Source organism: Pantoea sp. paga (assembly GCF_007558755.1).
GTDB classification, from domain to species: domain Bacteria; phylum Pseudomonadota; class Gammaproteobacteria; order Enterobacterales; family Enterobacteriaceae; genus Pantoea; species Pantoea agglomerans.
On the sequence record NZ_VLTF01000001.1, the window covers coordinates 557,324 to 580,449 of the forward strand.

Here is a 23,126-nt window from a genome sequence, read left to right on the forward strand (position 1 = left end):
CCAATTTCAGCGCTTTATGCGTCTTAATCCTTAAACACAGAAATAAATGACAACGAAGGCAGTTAAATCTGCCTGTTGCAGGAGATTCATTCAACCCCATACATTCCGCTTATAAACAGGATTAGATTTTGATATTTATAATATAGTCAGAATTAAAGGCTGTTAAATCCCCTGCCACACGACTCTTAATGATTTTGTGCCAAAGAATTCGTTTGAGTTCGCATTTCGGATAAGCGACAGTGGGCTATCATTGTTGTGTTCGCTCAGTTTTTTTCGGGTTCCCTTTTTCAGGATGAAGCCTTAAATAACCAGAACGGGTTGTCTTTCGGGTCAGCCGGTTTGCAAAAAAGAGGTGCGCTATGACGACAATCTTTGACGAAGCCATCAGAGACAGCAAACGACTCAATGACGGACCAGACTGGACATTCGAACTGCTTGATGTCTACTTAGCCGAGATCGACCGGGTTGCTAAACTCTACCGGCTTGATACCTACCCGCACCAAATTGAAGTGATTACCTCTGAACAAATGATGGATGCCTACTCCAGCGTCGGCATGCCAATCAACTATTCACACTGGTCATTCGGCAAAAAGTTTATCGAGACCGAGCAGCGCTATAAGCATGGTCAGCAGGGTCTGGCCTATGAGATTGTCATCAACTCTAATCCCTGCATCGCCTACCTGATGGAAGAGAACACCATGACCATGCAGGCGCTGGTGATGGCGCATGCCTGCTATGGCCACAACTCTTTCTTTAAAAATAACTATCTGTTCCGCAGCTGGACGGATGCCGGGTCGATTGTCGATTACCTCTTGTTCGCCAAAAACTATATCAGTGACTGCGAAGAGCGCTATGGCGTCGAAGAGGTAGAGCGGCTGCTCGACTCCTGCCATGCCTTAATGAATTATGGCGTCGATCGCTATAAGCGCCCGCAGAAGATCTCTCTGCAGGAGGAGAAGGCGCGGCAGAAAAGCCGTGAGGAGTATCTGCAAAGTCAGGTGAACACCCTGTGGCGAACGCTGCCACGGCGTGAGAAAGAGACTGTGACCTTTGAAGCCGCGCGCTACCCCTCTGAGCCGCAGGAAAACCTGCTCTATTTTATGGAGAAAAACGCCCCGCTGCTGGAGTCATGGCAGCGTGAGATCCTGCGCATTGTGCGCAAGGTGAGCCAGTATTTCTATCCGCAGAAACAGACCCAGGTGATGAATGAAGGCTGGGCGACGTTCTGGCACTACACCATCCTCAATCACCTCTATGATGAAGGCAAAGTGTCGGAACGCTTTATGATGGAGTTCCTGCACAGCCACACCAACGTCGTGTTTCAGCCGCCCTATAACAGTCAGTGGTATAACGGCATCAACCCCTATGCCTTAGGGTTCGCGATGATGCAGGATATCAAACGTATCTGTCAGTCGCCGACCGAAGAGGATCGCTACTGGTTCCCGGATATCGCCGGTTCCGACTGGCTGGAAACGCTGCATTTTGCGATGCGCGAGTTCAAGGATGAGAGTTTTATCAGCCAGTTCCTGTCGCCGAAGGTCATGCGCGATTTCCGTCTGTTTACCGTACTGGATGATGACCGCAACAACTATCTCGAAATTGCCGCGATCCACGATGAAGCGGGCTACCGGGCGATTCGCCAGCAGCTCTCCGCGCAGTACAACCTGAGTAATCTCGAACCGAATATTCAGGTCTATAACGTCGATCTGCGCGGTGACCGTTCGCTGACCCTGCGCTATGTGCCGCAGAGCCGCACGCCGCTGGATAAGAGCCGTCGCGAGGTGCTGAAGCATGTGCATCGTCTGTGGGGATTTGATGTGATTCTGGAACAGCAGAACGAGGATGGCAGCGTAGAGTTGCTGGATCGTAATCCACCACGCGGTTCGTCACTCTGATGGGTTAAAACAAAAAACCGGACGCGATGTCCGGTTTTTTTAACGCTTACTGCCGAGATCCTCGGGCAAATTCTTCTGCATACTGTGCCAGATTTCACCACTGCGGCGGCCGTAGTTGCGCACCACGTCCACAATCTCATCCTGTCCGGGCTCTTTGTCGCACAGTTCCAGCAGTTTGAGATAGAAATCGCGTGCGACCTGCCGGGCTTCCGGATTAGAGAAGTAGTGGCGGCCAACGCGGGTATAGAGCCCTTTCAGGCCATTCAGGATCAGACCGTAAATCGGGTTACCTGACGCAAACGCCAGACCGCGGAACACCCGGTAGTCGAGTTCGGTATAGGCATCAGCCTGATCGGCAGCCGCACTGACGGTTTCCAGCACTTCGCGTGCTTTGTCCGGATGATGGCGCAGCGCACGGCTGATAAAGATCGATGAAATGTTGCTGCGTACCGACAGCAGGTTGTCGATCAGCACCGGAACGCTGTCGTGATCGAGACGGGCCAGCGTTTCCAGAATATTCAGGCCGGACGTCTCCCAGAAATCGTTCACCCGCGTCGGTTTACCGTGCTGAATAGTCAGCCAGCCATCGCGCGCCAGGCGCTGCAGCACTTCACGCAAGGTGGTGCGCGTCACCCCAATCAATTCAGAAAGCTCACGCTCAGCAGGAAGAATCGACCCTGGCGGAAAGCGACTGTTCCAGATGCTTTCAATAATATACTCTTCAGCAAATCCCGCTGGACTCTGAGCCTTTATAACCATAGCAATGTGTTCTCGTTGCTTTTCTAATCATGATGGGCACTCATCATACCAGACGCCCTATAGCGGATATAGCCTGAGTAACCATTAAAACCGGGCGCAGGCGCATATTTCAGCATGGCTGACCGCAGTATCAGCGGCTTCGTGATCACGGGCGGGCTGAATGGCTTTCTGCGCTGAAATGGCGCGTGCCACAGCACCGCTGAGTGTCAGCGTTCAGGCGCCCTGAAAGCGCAGAACGCTGGCAGCATATAACCCGCGCCTGCCGTTTCGCCTCCTGACCGCATGCGATCGCCTCTGTCGCCGCAGCGGATCTCCCCGCGCTTCACTGACGGTCGTTCTGCAGATAAGGTCCGGCTTATCCTCATTTAACCTGCTCTGGATCAGAATCAGGTCATGTTTGCACACGATTTTTCCCTGCCCCTGGCTGGTTTGCAAACGCTTTTGGTTTACACTGCGTGGCATTAACGTTTACAGGGAATGCAATATGTTGCGATATCTGAATCAATGCTCACGTGGTCGCGGAGCCTGGTTACTACTGGCACTGACTGCACTTGCACTGGAATTAACAGCACTCTTTTTTCAGCACGTAATGGGCCTGAAGCCCTGCGTGATGTGTATTTATGAGCGCAATGCGCTGTTTGGTGTGCTGGGCGCGGGTCTGGTCGGTGCGATTGCGCCGAAATCGCCGTTGCGTCTGGCGGCGCTGGCGTTGTGGATCTACAGTGCCTGGGAAGGTCTGCGTCTCTCTTATGAACATACCATGATTCAGCTGCACCCTAACCCCTTTACCACCTGTGATTTTGCTGCGCGATTCCCCAGCGGCTTACCGCTGGATAAGTGGCTGCCGTCGGTGTTTCTTGCCAGCGGTGACTGTGCAGAACGCAGCTGGACTTTCCTGACGCTCAGCATGCCGCAGTGGATGATTGTGGTGTTCGCCGGTTATCTGCTGGTCGCGGCGCTGGTGCTGATAGCCCAGCCGCTGAAACCTAAACGTCGCGATCTCTTTGGTCGCTGAGATCAAAAAAGGCTGCCAGTGGCATAATGCCAGTCAGTGATAACGCAGTCTGGTGCCGGGCAGGGGCTGGCGGTCCTCGCGCCGCTGCGCGGTTCCTTCACCTCATTCCTCTGCCTGACGGACCGCCGGGGATGGCACATCCTGTGCCGCCCCGCCTTTCGCCCGCGTCCTGCGGGCTCTCCTGGCAGACTCATTCTGTTCAGCGCTGCGGATTGCCTGCCCCTGCCCTGCACCGGCCTGCTCTGAAACTTCAGTGTGTCTTGTCAGAAAGGGCAAGAGAGTGAAGGCCTGTGCGCCTCTGCTGCTGAAAGGGCTATCCGCAGCGCTGAGGCGTGACGGTGGGCCAGAAGTCCACGCCGGGAAGCGTGGACAGTTCGGGGCCGGCCAGGGAGGGCCGATCCCCGAACGGTTCGTCGGCACGCCGTCAAAGCCGAAGGTACCGCGTGAGCGGCGCGAGGACGGCCCGGCAGCAGCAGAGGTGCGCTGGCCCGCACTGCGGCTCGCTCGCCCATAAAAAAAGCTGCCACGTTTGACCGTGACAGCCTTTACAAATCTCATCTTAACTGACTGGCATTATGCCACTGGCAGCCTTTTATCAATTCAGATTGATAGCGCGGCACTCAGCCGTTGCGATCGGGGCGATCAATGATGTGATCTTCCCAGTCCCGCACTTCACTCTCACGCACCGCAATATACCGCACCGAAATACGCTGCGCATGCATCGCTGTTTTCGAACCGGCCCGCAGCGGATGCCATACGGGTAAATCTTTGCCCTCACCCAGCAGCCGGTAAGCGCAGGTGCGCGGCAGCCAGTTGAAGGTCGTCAGATTTTCGCGCGTTAACTTGATGCAATCCTCTTCAAGCTCGAAGCGGCGCTCATAGTTACGGCACTGGCAGGTTTTAATATTGAGCTGATCACAGGCGACATTGGTGAAGTAGATCTCATCGGTGTCGGCGTCCTGCAATTTGTTCAGGCAACACTGTCCACAACCATCACACAAGGATTCCCATTCCTCATCGCTCATTTGTGCCAGGCGTTTTTGTTGCCAGAAAGGGGTGTCAGTCATGATGATTTGTCCGGATTGTGCCTAAACCGCACCTTATAAAGCCTATGCGGCGGTGATGCAAGTTTTTAGAGTACGCGCGTGCTGATGCCATGACCCGCCAGTGAAACTTCCAGCTGGTCACCCGAGCGCATCGGGCCTACCCCTTCTGGCGTACCGGTCAGAATCACATCGCCTGCCCGCAGGGTAAAGTAGTGGCTCATATGGGCAATCAGCGGCAGGATTTTATGAATCATATCCGCGGTGTTGCCCTGCTGACGTACCTCACCGTTCACCAGCAATTTAAGCTCGACGTTTTGCGGATCGCCACTGAATTCCGTCACCGGGATAAAACCGGAGACAGGACAGGCGTTATCAAAGCCTTTGGATTTTTCCCACGGCTGGCCCGCTTTTTTCAGCCCGGCCTGCAGGTCACGCAGTGTCAGATCCAGCGCCACACCATAACCTGCAATCGCCTTAGCCACATGCGCATCGGTCGCCTGCTTCAGTGTCGCGCCGATCAGAACCGCCAGTTCAACTTCATGATGGACCTCGCCGAACGCGTCGGGAATAGAGAGCGGCTGACGTAAATCACACAGCGCCGTTTCCGGCTTGATAAAGATCACCGGCTCGGTAGGGGTTGCGCTGCCCATCTCTTTAATGTGCTTTGCATAATTACTCCCGACGCAAACCACTTTGCTGACCGGAAAATCTAACAGAGCGCCTTGCCAGTTACGATGCTGATACATGCTCATCCCCTGTTCAGGTTAGGTGTGATGCCAGCGCTGCTGGCGGGTTGATGTTTGCTCATGCGTTGATCGAAATGCCAACCTCATAGCGTGATAATAAGATCCTTTTAACGGTCCGGGGTGCGTAATTTGTCAGAAAGCGTAAATGCAGGCGTTGAAGTGCTGAATAATCGTACAAATCAGGAGAAAAAATTGAGCAGGGAATTTAAAAAGGGGTCAAACAGATAAGCTGCGCCGTTAATTTTGCGCAGCATCAGAGCAATATTATCCTGCCTGGATCGCACCGACAGGATTTATATTTACAGAAGAATCCGAGTTAAAGTTTTTTATCGGCCTGTAAATGAATGTTGAGGAGACTTTCAATCGGCGGAGGGAGCTGTAAATAATAGCCCTGCTCGCTCAATCCCTGCTTAACTTTATTGATATCCGCATTAGCCAGCCTGTCCCGCCCCGCCAGCTTAAGCACCATCGCCAGCTGCGGCTTGCCAAAGCCTTTCAGCAATTCTTCCGGAACGCGCGAGAAATCGTCCTTTTTTTCAACATAGAGATAAGTCTGGTCACGTAACGGGCTTCTGTAGATCACACAAAACATATTTTTTACTCGAATTAACCGGCGTTGAGGCTTGTCTGAATATAGCTGTAACTATAACATGCTTGCAGAACTTCGAATATTCACCGTTAGCGCTTCAACGATGATTTTATCATCGCCAGGCTTTCGGTAGTGAAAACAGGACTGAGTCGGGACAGATGTCGCAAACGCCAATCGAATTCAAAGGTAGCAGTTTCACCCTGTCTGTCGTCCATTTGCATCACCATGACCCTGCGGTGATTCGCAAGGCACTCCAGGACAAGATTGACCAGGCTCCAGATTTCCTGAAAAACGCGCCGGTGGTACTTAACGTCTCGACATTAAGTGCCGATGTAAACTGGAAACAGTTGCAACAGGCGGTTCTCGCCACTGGTTTACGCATTGTCGGCGTAAGCGGCTGCAAAGATGAAGCGCTGAAACGTATGATCGCCCGTGCCGGCCTGCCCGTGCTGGCAGAAGGTAAAGAGGCCAGACCGCAAGCCGCCGCGCCGCAGCCGATACCAGAACCGCTGCCGGCTGTAACCGAAACGGTAGCAACGAAAACCCGCATCGTGAACACTCCGGTGCGCTCGGGCCAGCAGATTTATGCGCGTGACGCCGATTTGATCATCACCAGTAGCGTCAGCGCCGGCGCCGAACTGGTCGCCGATGGCAATATTCACATTTACGGCATGATGCGCGGTCGCGCCCTGGCGGGTGCCAGCGGTGACCGCAACTGCCAGATTTTCTGTACCAACCTGGCTGCCGAGCTGGTCTCGATTGCCGGAGAGTACTGGATCATGGATCAGATCCCGCAAGAATTTTTTGGTAAAGCTGCGCGTCTGTGCCTGCAGGATGGCGCGCTGACTATCCAGACACTTAATTAGGCCCCTTTTCTTTTGTTAAGGAAATCAACATTTATGGCACGCATTATTGTAGTTACATCCGGTAAAGGGGGCGTTGGTAAGACCACGTCAAGCGCGGCCATCGCCACCGGTTTAGCGCAGAAAGGCAAAAAGACAGTTGTGATCGATTTTGATATCGGTCTGCGTAACCTGGATTTGATCATGGGCTGTGAGCGCCGTGTGGTCTACGACTTCGTTAATGTGATCCAGGGCGATGCCACACTGAACCAGGCGCTGATTCGCGACAAACGCACAGAGCAGCTCTACATTCTGCCTGCGTCACAGACCCGTGATAAAGATGCGCTGACCCGTGAGGGTGTTGAAAAAGTTCTGAACGATTTGGCTAAGATGGAGTTCGATTTCATCGTCTGTGACTCACCGGCAGGGATTGAAACGGGCGCACTGATGGCGCTCTACTTTGCCGATGAAGCCATTATTACCACCAACCCGGAAGTCTCTTCTGTCCGCGACTCCGACCGCATCCTCGGCATCATCTCATCCAAATCCCGTCGCGCTGAAAACAGTCAGGACCCGGTGAAGGAGCATCTGCTGCTGACCCGCTATAACCCTGGCCGGGTGAACCGTGGCGATATGCTGAGCATGGAAGATGTGCTGGAGATCCTGCGCATTCCTCTGGTCGGCGTGATCCCTGAAGATCAATCGGTGTTACGTGCCTCTAACCAAGGCGAACCGGTGATTCTTGACGGCGAATCTGATGCTGGCAAAGCCTATGCCGATACCGTTGAACGGTTGCTCGGTGAAGTACGCCCCTTCCGCTTTATCGAAGAAGAGAAGAAGGGTTTCCTGAAACGCCTGTTCGGGGGATAAACCATGGCATTACTTGATTTCTTTTTATCCCGGAAGAAGAACACTGCCAACATAGCCAAGGAAAGGCTGCAGATTATCGTGGCAGAACGGAGAAGGGGCGACAGTGAGCCCCACTATCTTCCGCAACTTAAGCGCGACATTCTGGAAGTGATTTGCAGATATGTGAAGATCGATCCAGAAATGGTAACGGTTCAGCTCGACCAGAAAGGTGATGATATCTCGATTCTGGAGCTGAACGTGACGCTGCCGGAAACGGATGAAGTGACTAAATGACGCTGACCGTTTGCTGAATTTCCCCTGCGCTCTGGCAGGGGAAATTTAACCGGTTAACAACCCGCCAGAATTTCCTCAATGCCGGGTTTCAGCAGTTCGCCCCGCCATCCGGTAAGTAACTCCGGCTGACGTCCCTGCGGCTTCAGGCCCCAGTGCTGACTTAATACCTGATTAATCTGACGTCGTGACGCCAGTAGCTCCTGACTGAATCCACTCTGCTCGCTCACCTGCTGCACCAGCGCTTTCATCGCTTTAAACACTGGCTTGTAGTGCGGATGGTCAATCAGATTGCCCAGCGGAGCCGGCAGTTCGCTCTCATCCAGCGCCTCAGCTTCTGCCACCAGCGCCACCAGCGCTTTGCCGTGGAAACGAATCTCGTGGCCTGACAGCCCCAGATGATCCAGCTCGCCCAGTGAGCCTGGCATAAAGCGCGCTACTTTCCACAGGTGCTCTTCGCGCACCACAAAGTTAACGGCCATATCTTTTTCACGCGCCAGCTTCAGACGCCAGGCTGCCAGTCGCTGCAACGCCGCCAGTTGACGCGGACGCAACTGCCAGGCATTGGTAATATCCCGCCAGGCTTCATCCGGCGACAGGCTATCCAGACGACGCTGACACAGGTTATCGCACTCACTGAGGGCCGCCGCCATATTGCCGGCCTCTTCCGTATTGATCATCAGCTGGCGGGCAATCGGCAGCAGATAGTGAACGTCCGCCGCCGCATACTCGCACTGACGCTGGGTCAGAGGGCGCGCCAGCCAGTCCGTGCGTGATTCACTTTTATCGAGTTCGACCTGAGTGAAATGTGCCACCATTGAGGCAAAACCCCAGGAGAGCGGCTGGCCAGAGAATGCCGCCAGAATCTGGGTATCGATCATGGGCGTCGGCAGCACGCCGAAACGGTGCAGGAAGACTTCCAGATCTTCACCACCGGCATGCAGGAATTTGGTGACGCTGGTGTCGGTCAGCAAGGCAATAAAGGGTGACCAGTCACGGATATTCAGCGGGTCAATCAGCACCAGTTGCTGATCGTCGAACAGCTGGATCAGGCCAAGCTGAGGGTAGTAAGTGCGGGTGCGGACAAATTCGGTATCCAGGGCCACCGCCGCGTGCTGGCGCGCTTTCTGACACACGTCTGCCAGTTGATCATCCTGGTCGATAAGGGAATAGTTCACGTCTGATTTCCACCGCAGCCAACAACGCGCGGCGCTCCATGTTAAAAACAATAAAAACGCCGGACATGCCGGCGTTCAACCTCAATTTCTGCCCGGATTCAGCTCGCGCCGGGTTTCGCCTCGTCGCGCAGCTCACGCCGCAGGATCTTGCCGACATTGGTTTTAGGCAACTCATCACGAAACTCAATGATTTTCGGCACCTTGTAACCGGTGAGCTGACGGCGACAGTGATCGAGCACCTCTTCTTTGGTCAGCGACGCATCTTTTTTCACGATGCAGACTTTTACCGCTTCGCCAGAAAGATCGCTGGGAACACCGATAGCCGCGGCTTCACGCACTTTAGGATGCTGCATCAGCACGTCTTCGATTTCATTCGGATAGACATTAAAACCTGATACCAGAATCATATCTTTTTTGCGGTCAACGATGCGAATAAAGCCTTCCTGGTCAACGGTAACAATATCACCGCTGTGGAGCCAGCCATTTTTCAGCACTTCCGCTGTCGCTTCCGGATGCTGCCAGTAGCCCAGCATCACCTGCGGGCCGCTGATGCAAAGTTCGCCCGGTTCACCCGGAGCGACTTCATTGCCGTCATCATCCAGAATAAGCACATCTGTCGAGGGCACCGGCAGACCGATACTGCCGGTATGGCAGCTGATGTCATAGGGATTGACTGACACCAGCGGAGAACACTCTGTCAGGCCATAGCCTTCCAGCAGATAGTGTCCGGTCAGTTTTTCCCAGCGCTCGGCCACCACTTTCTGCACCGCCATTCCGCCACCGGCGGAAAGACGCAGCGTTGAAAAATCGAGTTTATTGAACTGCTCATCGTTGAGTAGCGCGTTAAACAGCGTGTTCACGCCGGTAATGGCGGTAAACGGAAATTTCCCCAGCTCTTTAACAAAGCCGGGGATATCGCGCGGATTGGTGATCAACAGATTCTGACCGCCCAGCTCCAGGAACAGCAGGCCATTCACCGTTAAGGCGAAAATGTGATAAAGCGGCAGCGCGGTAACGACACACTCTTTACCGTCGCGCAGCACTTTGCCGTAGGTTGCGCGGGTCTGTTCAAGATTCGCCTGCATGTTACGATGGGTCAGCATCGCCCCTTTGGCTACGCCAGTGGTGCCACCGGTGTATTGCAGGAAGGCGAGATCGTCATTGGAGACCGTCGGGCGTTGATAATTGAGCGTTTCGCCGACTTCCAGGACGTGGCGAAATGAGATTGCCCCCGGCAGATGGTATTTGGGCACCAGCTTCTTCACATACTTAACGACAAAGTTAACCAGCGTCGCTTTTATCGGCGCCAGCTGATCGCCCATCCGGGTCAGGATGACGTGCCGCACAGCGGTTTTCGCCACCACTTTTTCCAGCGTGTGCGCAAAATTCGAGACAATGACAATCGCACTGGCCCCACTGTCATTGAGCTGATGCTGCAGCTCGCGCGGCGTATAGAGCGGATTGACATTGACCACCACCATACCCGCACGCAGCACACCAAACAGGGCCACCGGATACTGCAGTAAATTAGGCATCATCAACGCCACCCGGTCACCCGCTTTCAGGCCCAGCTGTTGCTGAAGATAGGCGGCAAAAGCGCGGCTCTTCTCTTCCAGCTGACGATAACTCATCTTCTGACCCATGTTCAGGAACGCGGGTTGATCGGCGTAGCGTTTTGCGGCCTGCTCAAACAGATCCACCAGCGAGGTGTAACGATCTGCACTTATTTCGGCAGGCACATCTGCCGGGTAGCGTTTCAGCCAAACCTTATTCAAGGATCCACCCCGATAATTATGTTGTATTTCCATCGCTGCCTCAGCCAATCTGGTTTGTTAACAATATTTTAACTGATTGTACCAGTTTGCCTGTTTTGGCATGTTGAGGTTGCGAAGTGCATCACTAAATTTCGTGCTGATAAAACAGGCAAATAAAAAGCCCGGCAGCGAGCACCGCGACCGGGCTGATAATTAAATGTTTTTTCACTTACTCGGTCAGAATGGTCTGCACCTCTGCCGGCCCACTGTTCATCATTCCCCAGTAGGGATTCGGGCCCCAGTATCCGCCGCGATGGCGGGTCGGACCATACCAGATCCAGGGATCCATCGGCTGGGGTGGTGCTGTCACCTGCTGGGTAAGTCGCCAGCGCTGATAACCGCGCACATCGATGACCGCAAATTTGTAATCCGCTTCGCCAATTTTGCCCTGCTCCGTCCCCTTCAGGGTACCCAGCACCGTCACATACTGATTTCTGACATCCACCGGATCAACAAACCCGCGGATATCGGCATAAATCCGGCCGACCGAGGCCGCACCCAGACGCGGTCTGGCGCTATCATCCAGCGGCTGTGCAGCAATCTCAAGCCGGGTTTTGCCGTTCAGGTTAGTGACATTCACTACCTTGCCGCCAAAGCGCGATTCCTGCCCGACAAAGAGCGAAGGATCGCTCATAACGCGCAACAGATCCTGCTGCGGCTGAGGTGAGCTGCCCTGCAGCGTGTCAGGAATTGAGACACAACCGGTTAACGCCAGCACACAGGTCAGCAGCAGACCTGAAAGCCCTTTACCACACATTGACGACATAGACGTTCTCCCGTTAGGTAAAGAGTTAGACTGGACGCATAACAATAAGTTGCGTGCATTTTACCGGCCAGGTAATTTTTTCCAGGCGACTTCATTACGCAGATAAGTGGGCTCCGCCGTTTCCGGCAGCAGCGTCTTCCCCTGCGCCAGCGCAAGGGTCGCCAGCGGCAGCATATCTTCTGCGGCGGGCAGCGTAACCTCACTGGCATTCAGGGTTAGTTCGTGTCCCTGCTGCAGGGCAGGATAAGCCTGCCAGCCGGTGCCTGCGGTCATCCATTCGCCGGAGAGCGCCTGCATCCGTGCCAGTGCCGCTTCGGGCGACAGCACGCTTTCGCTGGCCTCACCCTGCCAGACACCCTGTTCATCACGTTGATATTCGGCCCAGTAGACCTCGCCCATCCGCGCATCAATAGCGGTTAATACACGGGTAGCACCGTGAAGACGCCATGCGCCTTCCGCCAGCGTTGCCAGCGTGGAAACCGCGATCATTGGCAGTGAAGCGCCCAGTGCCAGGCCCTGCGCAATGCCAATGCCAATCCGCACGCCGGTGAAACTGCCAGGGCCGCGACCAAAGGCGAGCGCGTCCAGATCGGTCAGTTCCAGCTGCTGTGCCAGCAGTAGCTCTTCGATCAGCGGTAAAATACGCTGGGTATGATCGCGCGGGGCAATTTCGAATCGGGCATCAATCTGTTGCTGATTCAGCAAGGCGGCTGAACAGGCTTCTGTCGCCGTATCCAGCGCTAAAATTCGGGCTGACATGACTACCTCAGAAGAAAGAAAACGGCGCGCATCTTAGCATAAAATTACGCGTCTGGTTCGGGTTGCTGGCGGATAAAGGCGATGGCGCGGGCAATGTCCCGGGTGCGCGGCGTCGGCGGCAGGCTATTGAGAAACAGCGCGCCATAAGGACGTGAAACCAGACGCTGATCGCAAATGACCAGTACGCCACGATCGTCGGTATCGCGGATTAAACGTCCCACGCCCTGCTTCAGGGTGATCACCGCATCCGGCAGCTGCACATCCGTAAAGGGATCGCCGCCACGAATCCGGCAATCTTCCATTCTGGCTTTCAACAGCGGATCTTCCGGTGAGGTGAACGGCAGTTTATCGATGATCACCAGCGACAGCGCATCACCCCGCACATCCACGCCTTCCCAGAAACTGCTGGTCGCCACCAGCAGCGCATTGCCCTTGTCGATGAACTGCTTCAGCAACTGACCCTTGCTGGTTTCACCCTGCACCAGCACGGGTAGCGTCATAGAGGCGCGAAATTCCGCGGCCAGCTCACGCATCATCAGGTGCGATGTGCACAGAAAGAAGCAGCGGCCTTTATTAGCATCAATCAGCGGCTTCATCATGGCGGCCAGCTGGCGTGCACCACCCGGACGGTTAGGCTCAGGAAGATTGCGCGGTACACAGAGCAGAGCCTGCTTCGCAAAGTCGAACGGGCTGTTCAGAATCAGGCTTTTTGCTGCATTCACACCCAGCCGTTCGGCGAAGTGTGCCATTTTCTCATCCACCGCCAGGGTGGCTGAGGTGAAGATCCAGGCAGCCTTACGATTGTCCATCACTTCACGGAAGCGTTCTGCCACCGAGAGCGGCGTCAGCGCCAGGATAAAGTGACGTGAGGTACATTCATACCAATAGCTGTAGCCCGGCTCGTTAATCGCCCGCAGCCGTTTTAACCGGCCACGGTAGAGAGCGGCCCGCTCGAAGGCAGCATCCAGCAGGGCTGAACGGCCCAGTGAGAGTTTGATAACGTCGTAACAGAGTTCAAGCGCATCATCCAGCAGCGTAAACATCCGCAGGATGTTGTTATCGCTCAGCAGTTCACGCAGGTTACCGCGATAGCCGGGATCGCCTAATGACAGGCGAAAATCCTGCGCGCACTGCGCCAGGCGGTCAGCGGATTTCTGCAACTGCTGGGCATCACGCACTTCGGTGCGGTAGGCGGTAATAATATCTTTGGCGAGATCGAGTAACTGGCGGCTGGAGAGCTGCTGACCAAAATACTGACTGGCGATATCGGGCAGCTGATGGGCTTCATCGAAGATCATCACATCAGCTTCGGGAATAAGTTCGCCAAAGCCGCCCTCTTTCACCACCAGGTCGGCAAGAAAGAGATGGTGGTTCACGACCACCACATCGGCGTCCATAGCGCGCTTACGCGCCCTGACCACAAAACACTCTTTATAGCGCGGGCAGTCAGTGCCGAGGCAGTTATCGTTGGTGCTGGTGACCAGCGGCCAGACCGGGCTGTCTTCGGTCACGCCCGCACAGCTGCTGATGTCGCCATCTTCCGTCTGCGATGACCAGCTGCGCAGCGTCACCAGATCGGTCAGCCCCTGCGCGGTGAGATCGCCGCCCGCCATCGATTGCTGTTCCATGCGTTCCAGGCAAAGGTAGTTGGAGCGCCCTTTCAGCAAGGCCGTTTTACCTTTGAAATCCAGCGCCTTGATCATCGTGGGCAGATCGCGACCATAGAGCTGATCCTGCAGCGCCTTGGATCCGGTGGAGACAATCACTTTTTTACCGGCCCGCAAAGCGGGAGCCAGGTAGGCATAGGTTTTTCCGGTGCCGGTACCGGCCTCGACCACCAGTTCACCCTGCTGTTTTACGGCTTCAGATACCGCCTGCGCCATCTCACGCTGTGCTTCACGCGGCTTAAAGCCTGCGATCGCCAGCGCCAGCGCGCCATCCACTGCAAAATCGTCTGCCACATACCCTCACTAAGAACGGCAAAAACACTGTAATTATGTCAGTATTGGATCAACAAAGCAAAATTGATAATTATCAATGGCTTGTCTATTTTTTTGCCGTTGGGAGTGTGGCAGCCAGTGGCTCAGGATCGCGTCTGAACGATGAGAAAAAGGCGGCACGGGGCCGCCTGAAGAGAAGCGCTCGCCGCACCGGTATGCCTGATGGAGAGTCGCACCGCGAGAGGAAGCAGAAATCGCTGTAACTACTCTACAATCATGCGCCCATTGAGATGCTGCAACGGACGATTGTTGGTGGTTTTCAACGCCTGTTTAAAGGCGTCGAGCTGCGCCTGAGATAGCGTAACCGGCTGTTTCATCACCAGCCAGCGGATCCCTTCGCTGCAGGGCGGCGTCGTCAGGGAGCCGCTGAAACGATAATAGTGCAGATCTTCCGGGAAGAGATCGCGTAAATTTACCTGGCGATTAATGGTTACCTGCTGGTTTTCCTTTTTCGGCATAGCGTCGATCAAGGGTGCCAGCGCCGGGTTCTCTTTACCGACCTCAAACATCACCGCGACCACGGCCAGATCGCCATCTTCTTTGCTGTGTACAAAGTGGGCTTCAAGGGGAAAGGTGTGCCCATTGATCTGGTTCTCACTCGGCGTATGGAAGTGATACTGACGCAGCGTGAACTTTTCACTATCCAGTACAAAATCATCTTCTTCATCAACGGTCACCTGAATCGTGTGGCCATTGTTGATCACCTTCTCAGCCGACGTATGGTAGGCCAGATCGAGTGCCTGTAAATGTCCCTCAATCGGATCTTTAATATTGATTGGCGACTGGGACTTACCTTCGTGACAGATGTGGAAGTCACTGGTCAGTTCGCTCCAGTGTTCCGGGCCAGCTTTGCCTTCGTACGTCCAGTGCGGTTCCGCCGCACCGGCTACGTTAAGGGTAGAAAGCGCCACAACCAGACTTAACATTTTTGGTAATTTCATTTTTATCCCTGCTTAATAAGCTTATTTGCGGCAGGGATACTATTCCGCTCACTGCGGGGTCAGCAAGGTGACTAAATGCGTTAAATCAAAATCAGAACGAATAAAGAGTTTATAATTTTTATTGATGTTAATTTAATTAACATCGTTGATTAAATTACTTTATCTAAGCGGATTATTTTCCAGGATTATCTGAATAAATCAAACTTTCTACGGGAACTTACCATGTCGCCATTTTTAGCGAGGGATTTATTAGCAGGCGTAAGCCTGAAACAGCACGGAGAGAGGCGACACGAAGAACCTGAGAAACCGCAAAACTGCACTTGCGGTTTTGCGGTATAAGCCAGCATTCAGAAGACCAGAACGTCGTCAGACAACCTTGTCAGACGGCTAAACATCCTTTTCTGACAGATCGTCTTCCTCATCCTCTTCTTCGTCTTCCGGATAGATCTCAGCATCATCTGGCAGCGGTTCATCGTAATCAGGACGTTCAGACATAATTACCTCCGGTGATAAATAGCAGTTCTGCTATTTCAACTGAGCATAGTTAACCGTCATACCGGTCGCATATTTTTCGCCTGAAGTGTGAGCCAAACGTAAAATTGCTGTAAGAGACTGAAAATGACCTCACCGCCCAGTGCTAATGGTGTATGTAAAGTGCGCCTGCCAGCATGATGATGAACAGCACCGCAAAGGTGATCACTCCCTGCTTAGTGCCTTTGGATAAACCCACAAAGGCCCCGATAACAATAAACAGCAGCGTCAGCGCGCCAGCCATAACCCAAAACAGATACTGCGTATTCGCCATTCTCTAATCCTCATCCTGTGGCGCGATTTCACGGCTGATTTATAACATTTTTAAGCCGGTTGCGCGCCCTGATTCGTTCTGGTGCCAGGCCGTTAACGTCAATTGCAGGCACGATCAATAACACTCACTCCACTCCAGAAGCGGCAAGCGTAACAGTGTGATGCAGTTAGCAAATGCAGAGGAACGCAGCGAGGAAATAAACGCGCGGATTATAATGATTAAATCAGCTTACCGTTGGGATGTGGCACCCGTAGGCTGACGTGCTGAGACTGGTTTAACATTGTCGTTCAGGCGGTGTTAAACAGATGGCCTTAACCCGACTGCCTGACTCAGGCGGAGGAATGTATGAACTATTTCCGCATCGGCTCTCTGGCTGGCGTGCTGCTGCTCTGCGGCTGCCAGGCACCCACGCCTGATCAGGCTCGTCAGCAGCAGCCTGTTTTTCAGGGTCAAAGCACCCGCACCGTCCCTCAGCTCAGCGACTGTATTTATCGCGGCTGGTCCACCACCAGCGTCATTGCCAGAGATAACACCACTCACACCCAGCCCAACGGCAGCGAGATCAGCGTTTTCACCTGGGAAGATTCGATTTTTGCGGATGTGTCGCCCCGCCGAAAAGGGTCTGATGTGAAATATTTCACGACTTTCCGGATGGCGCCACAGGTGATGGCGGACAGACAGGCGATTGTTGAGCGCTGCCTGTAAGGCGTAAGGGGTGACAGCGATGTCAGGAGTGTGCCAGGCTAATGCGCAATTAACCAGGGAGAAACCGATGAGTATTACCCGCATTGACCCGGAACACCGTATGTCCGAAGCCGTGATCCACAACGACACGATCTATTACACCAGTGTGCCTGAGAATCTGGATGCCGACGCAGAAGCGCAGACAGCCAATGCGCTGGCAGTGATTGATGCGATTCTGACACGGCTCGGTAGCGATAAAAGCAAAATCCTTGATGCGACGCTGTTTCTGGTAGATAAGGCCGATTTCCCTGCGATGAACCGCGCATGGGACGCATGGGTCTCTCCAGGTAATGCGCCGGTGCGCTGCACGGTACAGGCCGGGCTGTTGAATCCGAAGTACAAAATCGAAATTAAAATTATCGCTGCACGTTAAAAACGCCGGGCGTTATTCCTCTTCGTTTTCTTCATCTTCGTCTTCGAATAGCGCCCGAATCCGTTCGCCCTTGAAATTTTGACGGATCTCCTGCGCCACCTGGGTTATCGCTTCACCGCTCGACAAACCTCCCGCCATCAATTCCTGAATACGTTCGACGGCCTGCTGCTGCTGCTCATGAGAGAGAGCCGGTATTCCTATAAACATGTTTCACTCCTGCGTTGGGGCAGACAGTATCCCACGCGGAACTAACAGGTGCCAGTCAGGAAAAAATATGGCAGTCTGACCGCCTCTTTGCTCTCTGATTTCTCTGCCCGATGATTGTTGAAACCCTCAGTCTTGATTATACCCCGGATGCGCTGACTCAGCGTTTTGCCCCGATTGCCCATCTGCCCTGGGCGATGCTGCTCTCCTCCGCGCAGGCGAACCACAGTGATAACCGCTTTGATATTCTGACCGCCGATCCCCGCGCCACCCTGGTGACCCGCGGTACGATGACTACGCTCAGCGATCCGACCGGCACGACCGAATCGACCGCCGATCCCCTGCTGCTGGTGCAGCAGCAGTGTGATGCGCTGGGCGTGACGCCGGCTGCCTGTGATGCCCTGCCGTTTCAGGGCGGTGCGCTGGGCCTGTTTGGTTATGATCTGGGCCGCCGGTTTGAGTCGCTGCCTCAGCAGGCCGCAGCCGATCTCACCACGCCTGACATGGCGGTGGGTATCTATGACTGGGCATTGATTGCCGATCATCATCAGCAGACCCTGACGCTGGTGACGTTAAAGAGCGCGGAAGAACGCGCCGCCTGGCTGGCGCAATGGCCTGCGCGCGAAGCCGTGCCCTTTTCACTGACCAGCCGCTGGCGCTCCAACCTGAGCTATGCAGATTACGCTGCGCGTTTTGCGGCGGTTCAGGCCTATATTCAGGCGGGTGACTGTTATCAGGTTAATCTGGCGCAGCGTTTTCAGGCCAGTTACCAGGGTGATGAGTGGCAGGCGTTCAGTATACTCAATGCAGCTAACCGCGCGCCATTCAGCGCTTTTCTGCGTCTGCCGGAGAGCGCAATCCTCAGCCTGTCACCGGAGCGCTTTCTGTCGCTAAATAATAAACAGATCGAAACCCGACCGATTAAAGGTACCCGGCCACGCTGTGACGATCCGATTGCTGATGCGCAACAGGCTGAGTCGCTGCGCCATGCGGAAAAAGATCGGGCCGAAAACCTGATGATTGTCGATTTGCTGCGCAACGATATTGGCCGCGTGGCGGTACCCGGCTCGGTCACTGTGCCGCAACTGTTTGTGGTTGAACCCTTCCCCGCCGTGCACCACCTGGTGAGCACGGTGCGGGCGCAGCTGCCTGATACCCTGCAGGCCACCGATCTGCTGCGCGCCTGTTTTCCGGGCGGCTCGATTACCGGTGCACCCAAGATTCGGGCGATGGAGATTATTGATGAACTGGAGCCGCAGCGGCGCAATGCCTGGTGCGGCAGCATCGGTTATCTCAGCCTGTGTGGCCGGATGGATACCAGCATCACCATTCGCACGCTGATCGCTGAAGGTCAGCAGCTCTACTGTGCGGCGGGCGGCGGGCTTGTCGCAGACAGCGATCCCGAAGCGGAGTATCAGGAAACACTCGACAAAGTCAGCCGGATCTTACCGGCACTGGAACAAACCGGAGGTTCAGTTGGCCCTGACGCTTGATGATTTCCGCAGCCGTTTTCTGTTGCAGCAGCCTGCCCGCAGCACACAATTGCTATCCGGGCGCCATGCGGCGGTGCTGGTGCCGATTGTTGCACGGCCTGAACCCGGCCTGTTGCTGACGCAGCGCTCACATGCCCTGCGCAAACATGCCGGACAGGTCGCCTTTCCCGGCGGGATGCAGGATGATACTGACGCATCGCTCATCGCCACAGCACTGCGTGAAGCACAGGAAGAGGTTGGCATTGAGCCGCATCAGGTCGAGGTATTAGGCGCACTGCCCGCCGTGACCAGCAGCACCGGTTTTCAGGTGACGCCGGTACTGGGGATCATTCCTGCCGATCTGCGGTTAACGATTAATCCGGATGAGGTGAGCAGCGCCTTTGAGATGCCGCTGGCCGAGGCTTTGCAGCTCAGCCGCTACAGTGCGCTGGAAGTGCATCGGGCTGGCGTTCGCCATCCGGTCTGGCTGTCGCGCTATCAGGATTATCTGGTGTGGGGCATGACCGCGGGAATTATCCGATCACTGAGTGCTCAGATCGCATTCTGAGACCTTTCTCGTTTTTTCCTCTCTCCGGCCCGTCAGGTTACTGGCGCGCTGCGCTATAATTTTTTCTATCCGTTTTGATAAGTTTATTTCATGCGAAAAGCTGCTCTTTCCTGGTGCATGACCATTACTATGGGCGCCATAAACTGCCCCGGCAGACTGAGAATAATTGTGAGGAGTGTCACCTGTGATTAGTGTTTTCGACATGTTCAAAGTGGGCATCGGCCCCTCAAGTTCGCATACTGTCGGCCCGATGAAAGCAGGTAAACAGTTTGTGGATTTGCTGTGCGAACAGGAAAAGCTGCAGGAGGTCACCCGGATCGCCGTGGATGTTTACGGTTCTCTCTCTCTGACCGGCAAAGGCCATCACACTGATATCGCCATTATTATGGGTCTGGCGGGCGAATCGCCGGATACGGTGGATATCGATGCGATCCCCGCCTTTATTAAAGATGTTGAGCAGCGTGAGCGACTGCTGCTGGCGAAAGGCGCACACGAAGTGGATTTCCCGCGCGAAGGCGGCATGGTATTTCGCAGTGAGAACCTCTCGCTGCATGAAAATGGCCTGCGCCTGCTCGCGTTTGCGGGCGACCTGCTGATCCTGTCAAAAACCTATTACTCCGTTGGAGGCGGCTTCATTGTTGATGAAGAGCACTTCGGGCAGTCGGCACTGGATGAAGTCTCTGTGCCCTGGCCGTTCCACTCGGCCAAAGATCTGCTGGCTCACTGTCGTGAAACCGGCCTGTCACTCTCAGGTCTGGTGATGAAAAATGAGCTGGCGCTGCACAGCAGCGATGAGATCCATGCCTATTTCACAAACATCTGGCAGACGATGCAGGCCTGTATCGACCGCGGTCTCAATACCGAAGGCGTGTTGCCAGGGCCACTGCGCGTGCCGCGCCGTGCTGCCTCCCTGCGTCGCCTGCTGACCTCCTCTGACAAGCACTCCAGCGATCCAATGATAGTTATCGACTGGATCAATATGTATGCGCTGGCCGTCAACGAAGAGAACGCCGCGGGAGGCCGCGTGGTGACCGCGCCCACTAACGGTGCCTGCGGTATCGTGCCTGCGGTGCTGGCTTACTACGATCACTTCATTGAGCCGGTTACACCCGACATTTTCCTGCGCTATTTCCTCGCCTCTGGCGCTATCGGCGTGCTGTATAAAATGAACGCCTCTATTTCAGGCGCGGAAGTGGGCTGCCAGGGTGAAGTGGGTGTCGCCTGTTCTATGGCCGCGGCCGGTCTGGCTGAACTGCTGGGCGGCAGTCCGGAGCAGGTCTGCGTGGCGGCTGAAATCGGTATGGAACATAACCTTGGACTGACCTGTGACCCGGTAGCCGGTCAGGTTCAGGTGCCCTGCATTGAGCGCAATGCTATCGCCTCGGTTAAAGCAATTAACGCGGCGCGCATGGCACTTCGGCGCACCAGCGAGCCCCGCGTCTCGCTGGATAAGGTTATCGAGACAATGTATGAAACCGGCAAAGATATGAACGCCAAATACCGTGAAACTTCACGTGGCGGTCTGGCGATTAAAGTTCAGTGTGATTAAGCGAAACGATTAACTGAATAAAAAACGTGCAAACGTAATAAAATCCGCATCCTGCGCTATCTCAGCGCAGGTTTAACCGGTAGAGTGATTTCCGCGCAGCTGTCCGGCATACGCAACTTTCCAGACCCGCTTTTCTGCATTCCGGCCTCAATGTTGATCTGACCGTGCCGATACTCACCCCGTTGTGTTTTGCTTTTTACTGGCTTTTTGGGAAGGTGGATACAGATGTTTATGGCCCAGCAAAATGTTGGACAATTCAGACGCAAGCGTGTGCTGATAGCGCTGTCGATCGCCACCGTGGTGCTGATATTAACCCTGGCCTTTCGCTATATTGAAGAGAAGTCACGAATCGAGCAGCAGGCGATGGATTTCGCCGATAAAGCGATTATGCGGTTTGACCGGATGTTTTCACCGCTGGAGGTTTCAGCCAATAATACGCTGGGTCTGGTCGGCGTTCCCTGTCCGGATGTTCGCTTTCCACTCATCGAAAAAATTTCTTCCCTGCAGACGGTCCGGGCGATTCTGCTGGTGGATAACGACGTGCTCTACTGCTCCAGTATTTATGGGCCGCGCACCATCCCCTTTAGCCAGACTTACCCTGACTTAGCCTTTAACAGTCAGCGCATGACGCTGGCAACCGATGATTATCTGCTGAAAGGCTCGCCCATTTTACTGCTGTGGACGCCAAAGAGCCTGGATAACCGCTCCGGGATTTTGCAGGTGATCAACATCGAAATGATGAGCAATTATCTGCTGGAGCCGCAGTTGCCCTGGGTGGAGCGCGCCGTCTTTAATGTCAACGGGGAGAGCCTGGAGTATGGCAATCCGCTGATCGAGCCCACGGTGCCGTCAGAAGACGAAGTGAGCTATGAGCAGGGCTCGCTGCGCTATCCGTTTACGCTTACCCTTTATGGCCCCTCTCCGACCCGCCTGGCGCTGGCGACGCTTCCCTCACAGCTCCCGCTGGCGCTGCTGCTGAGCCTGCTTATGGGTTACATCGTCTGGCTGGCGACCGCAAATCGCATGAGCCTGAGCTGGCAAATCAGTTATGGCATTACGGCCCGTGAGTTTATGGTTTATTGCCAGCCGCTGATCAACACCAAAAGTGGTGAGTGCGACGGTATTGAGTTACTGCTGCGCTGGCATAATCCTCGTCAGGGCTGGATTGCACCTGACGTTTTTATTCCTCTGGCCGAGCGACAGAACCTGATCAAACCGCTGACGCGCTTTGTACTGAATGAAGTGGTGAGACAGTTACCGCAGCTGCCCGACGATCCCGCTTTCCATATCGCCATTAACGTTGCCGCCAGCCACTTCCGCGACCACGCCATTCTGGAAGATCTGCACAACCTGTGGTGGCCTGCCAATCCGGTGCCGAAACTGGTGGTGGAACTCACCGAACGCGATGCCCTGCCGGTTGTGGACCAGTCGGTGATTGCGCAACTGCACGACATCGGTGTCCTGCTGGCGATTGATGATTTTGGCACCGGTCACAGCTCGCTCTCCTATCTGAAAGATCTGCAGCCAGATGTGCTGAAAATCGACAAGATTTTCACCGCAGCCATCGGCACTGACGCGATTAATGCCACGGTGACGGATATGGTGATTTCGCTGGCCCAGCGCCTGAATATCAGTCTGGTGGCCGAAGGCGTGGAGACGGCTGAGCAGGCGGCCTATCTGCGCGAACGCGGTGTGGATCATCTGCAGGGCTACTATTTTGCCCGCCCGATGCCGCTACAGGACTTCCCGGCGTGGCTGGCGCAGCATCAGGCTGATGCCCGCAGGTGATAATAGCCTGAGCCTCGTTTCGCCCTGCATGATGACCTTACGCCACAGACAAAAAAACAGCCGCGGCAATGAGCCAGCGGCTGTCGGAGAATTCAGCGTGGCCGGTAAGCCCGGCAGCGCCTCTGCATCAACG

Annotated in this window: 23 protein-coding genes; 11 read left to right on the forward strand and 12 right to left on the reverse strand. The window is 54.7% G+C overall.

Features of this window, described 5'->3' with window-relative positions:
* Positions 1 to 359 precede the first annotated feature (359 nt).
* A complete protein-coding gene (locus tag FOV68_RS02650; protein WP_010260586.1) occupies positions 360 to 1,895 on the forward strand; it encodes a SpoVR family protein in 1,536 nt (511 codons plus the stop codon).
* Between the two features lie 39 nt (positions 1,896 to 1,934).
* Here the strand turns inward: FOV68_RS02650 and fadR are convergent, their stop codons facing one another.
* Positions 1,935 to 2,654 (reverse strand): fatty acid metabolism transcriptional regulator FadR, encoded by a 720-nt coding sequence (fadR, locus tag FOV68_RS02655; RefSeq protein ID WP_039386204.1) that lies wholly within the window; start codon positions 2,652 to 2,654, stop codon positions 1,935 to 1,937.
* A 484-nt stretch (positions 2,655 to 3,138) separates the two neighbouring features.
* Here fadR and dsbB point away from each other — a divergent pair, with 484 nt between their 5' ends.
* On the forward strand, positions 3,139 to 3,669 hold the full coding sequence (gene dsbB / locus FOV68_RS02660) for a disulfide bond formation protein DsbB (protein WP_010260580.1): 531 nt from the start codon (positions 3,139 to 3,141) through the stop codon (positions 3,667 to 3,669).
* Positions 3,670 to 4,289: 620 nt separating this feature from the next.
* Here the strand turns inward: dsbB and FOV68_RS02670 are convergent.
* The 3 genes from FOV68_RS02670 to FOV68_RS02680 all read right to left on the reverse strand — a co-directional run bounded on the left by FOV68_RS02670 (position 4,290) and on the right by FOV68_RS02680 (position 6,053).
* Positions 4,290 to 4,736, reverse strand: coding sequence for a YcgN family cysteine cluster protein (locus FOV68_RS02670; protein WP_010260578.1), 447 nt, complete (start codon positions 4,734 to 4,736; stop codon positions 4,290 to 4,292).
* Between the two features lie 65 nt (positions 4,737 to 4,801).
* On the reverse strand, positions 4,802 to 5,461 hold the full coding sequence (locus FOV68_RS02675; RefSeq protein ID WP_031592773.1) for a fumarylacetoacetate hydrolase family protein: 660 nt from the start codon (positions 5,459 to 5,461) through the stop codon (positions 4,802 to 4,804).
* 316 nt (positions 5,462 to 5,777) lie between these two features.
* On the reverse strand, positions 5,778 to 6,053 hold the full coding sequence (locus FOV68_RS02680; protein WP_010260572.1) for a YcgL domain-containing protein: 276 nt from the start codon (positions 6,051 to 6,053) through the stop codon (positions 5,778 to 5,780).
* Between the two features lie 155 nt (positions 6,054 to 6,208).
* Here FOV68_RS02680 and minC point away from each other — a divergent pair, with 155 nt between their 5' ends.
* From minC to minE, 3 genes are read left to right on the forward strand one after another with little or no spacing between them, the layout of a single operon-like run.
* Positions 6,209 to 6,916 carry a septum site-determining protein MinC gene (gene minC, locus FOV68_RS02685; RefSeq protein ID WP_031592776.1) on the forward strand — a complete coding sequence of 236 codons (708 nt, stop codon included), beginning with the start codon at positions 6,209 to 6,211 and terminating at the stop codon, positions 6,914 to 6,916.
* Between the two features lie 33 nt (positions 6,917 to 6,949).
* Entirely contained in the window at positions 6,950 to 7,762 is an 813-nt protein-coding gene (gene minD / locus FOV68_RS02690; protein WP_010260569.1) for a septum site-determining protein MinD, read from the forward strand.
* Positions 7,763 to 7,765: 3 nt separating this feature from the next.
* Positions 7,766 to 8,035, forward strand: a complete 270-nt coding sequence (gene minE / locus FOV68_RS02695) for a cell division topological specificity factor MinE (protein WP_008925314.1) — start codon at positions 7,766 to 7,768, stop codon at positions 8,033 to 8,035.
* Positions 8,036 to 8,088: 53 nt separating this feature from the next.
* Here the strand turns inward: minE and rnd are convergent, their stop codons facing one another.
* The 7 genes from rnd to FOV68_RS23950 all read right to left on the reverse strand — a co-directional run bounded on the left by rnd (position 8,089) and on the right by FOV68_RS23950 (position 16,295).
* The gene (gene rnd / locus FOV68_RS02700) at positions 8,089 to 9,210 is read right to left on the reverse strand and encodes a ribonuclease D (protein ID WP_010670757.1); all 1,122 of its coding nucleotides are present in this window, start codon (positions 9,208 to 9,210) and stop codon (positions 8,089 to 8,091) included.
* 98 nt (positions 9,211 to 9,308) lie between these two features.
* Positions 9,309 to 10,985 carry a long-chain-fatty-acid--CoA ligase FadD gene (gene fadD, locus FOV68_RS02705; RefSeq protein WP_124890019.1) on the reverse strand — a complete coding sequence of 559 codons (1,677 nt, stop codon included), beginning with the start codon at positions 10,983 to 10,985 and terminating at the stop codon, positions 9,309 to 9,311.
* Between the two features lie 208 nt (positions 10,986 to 11,193).
* Positions 11,194 to 11,790, reverse strand: coding sequence for a Slp family lipoprotein (locus tag FOV68_RS02710; RefSeq protein WP_031592781.1), 597 nt, complete (start codon positions 11,788 to 11,790; stop codon positions 11,194 to 11,196).
* Between the two features lie 60 nt (positions 11,791 to 11,850).
* Entirely contained in the window at positions 11,851 to 12,549 is a 699-nt protein-coding gene (gene tsaB, locus FOV68_RS02715) for a tRNA (adenosine(37)-N6)-threonylcarbamoyltransferase complex dimerization subunit type 1 TsaB (RefSeq protein WP_143990272.1), read from the reverse strand.
* A 44-nt stretch (positions 12,550 to 12,593) separates the two neighbouring features.
* Positions 12,594 to 14,510: an ATP-dependent DNA helicase gene (locus FOV68_RS02720; RefSeq protein ID WP_031592783.1), complete on the reverse strand. Its 1,917-nt coding sequence runs from the start codon at positions 14,508 to 14,510 to the stop codon at positions 12,594 to 12,596.
* Positions 14,511 to 14,752: 242 nt separating this feature from the next.
* Positions 14,753 to 15,490 carry a carbonic anhydrase gene (locus FOV68_RS02725; protein ID WP_069026362.1) on the reverse strand — a complete coding sequence of 246 codons (738 nt, stop codon included), beginning with the start codon at positions 15,488 to 15,490 and terminating at the stop codon, positions 14,753 to 14,755.
* Between the two features lie 637 nt (positions 15,491 to 16,127).
* Positions 16,128 to 16,295 (reverse strand): hypothetical protein, encoded by a 168-nt coding sequence (locus FOV68_RS23950; RefSeq protein ID WP_167620267.1) that lies wholly within the window; start codon positions 16,293 to 16,295, stop codon positions 16,128 to 16,130.
* A 345-nt stretch (positions 16,296 to 16,640) separates the two neighbouring features.
* On the opposite strand from FOV68_RS23950, the gene FOV68_RS02730 reads away from it, so the two are divergent.
* Positions 16,641 to 17,000, forward strand: coding sequence for a hypothetical protein (locus tag FOV68_RS02730; RefSeq protein ID WP_069026363.1), 360 nt, complete (start codon positions 16,641 to 16,643; stop codon positions 16,998 to 17,000).
* A 67-nt stretch (positions 17,001 to 17,067) separates the two neighbouring features.
* Positions 17,068 to 17,412, forward strand: coding sequence for a RidA family protein (locus tag FOV68_RS02735; RefSeq protein WP_003852699.1), 345 nt, complete (start codon positions 17,068 to 17,070; stop codon positions 17,410 to 17,412).
* A 12-nt stretch (positions 17,413 to 17,424) separates the two neighbouring features.
* Here the strand turns inward: FOV68_RS02735 and FOV68_RS02740 are convergent, their stop codons facing one another.
* Positions 17,425 to 17,619 (reverse strand): YoaH family protein, encoded by a 195-nt coding sequence (locus tag FOV68_RS02740; RefSeq protein ID WP_010260545.1) that lies wholly within the window; start codon positions 17,617 to 17,619, stop codon positions 17,425 to 17,427.
* A 110-nt stretch (positions 17,620 to 17,729) separates the two neighbouring features.
* Between FOV68_RS02740 and pabB the strand changes: the two genes are divergently transcribed.
* From pabB to FOV68_RS02760, 4 genes are all read left to right on the forward strand, one after another.
* Positions 17,730 to 19,109, forward strand: coding sequence for an aminodeoxychorismate synthase component 1 (gene pabB / locus FOV68_RS02745; protein ID WP_143990273.1), 1,380 nt, complete (start codon positions 17,730 to 17,732; stop codon positions 19,107 to 19,109).
* Positions 19,093 to 19,656, forward strand: a complete 564-nt coding sequence (locus FOV68_RS02750; RefSeq protein ID WP_022625545.1) for a CoA pyrophosphatase — start codon at positions 19,093 to 19,095, stop codon at positions 19,654 to 19,656. Before pabB ends, FOV68_RS02750 begins: the two co-directional genes overlap by 17 nt.
* A 184-nt stretch (positions 19,657 to 19,840) precedes the next feature.
* Positions 19,841 to 21,205, forward strand: a complete 1,365-nt coding sequence (locus FOV68_RS02755) for an L-serine ammonia-lyase (protein WP_143990274.1) — start codon at positions 19,841 to 19,843, stop codon at positions 21,203 to 21,205.
* Between the two features lie 225 nt (positions 21,206 to 21,430).
* Complete coding sequence (locus FOV68_RS02760) at positions 21,431 to 22,993, forward strand: EAL domain-containing protein (RefSeq protein ID WP_031591376.1); 1,563 nt, start codon at positions 21,431 to 21,433, stop codon at positions 22,991 to 22,993.
* Positions 22,994 to 23,126 lie beyond the last annotated feature (133 nt).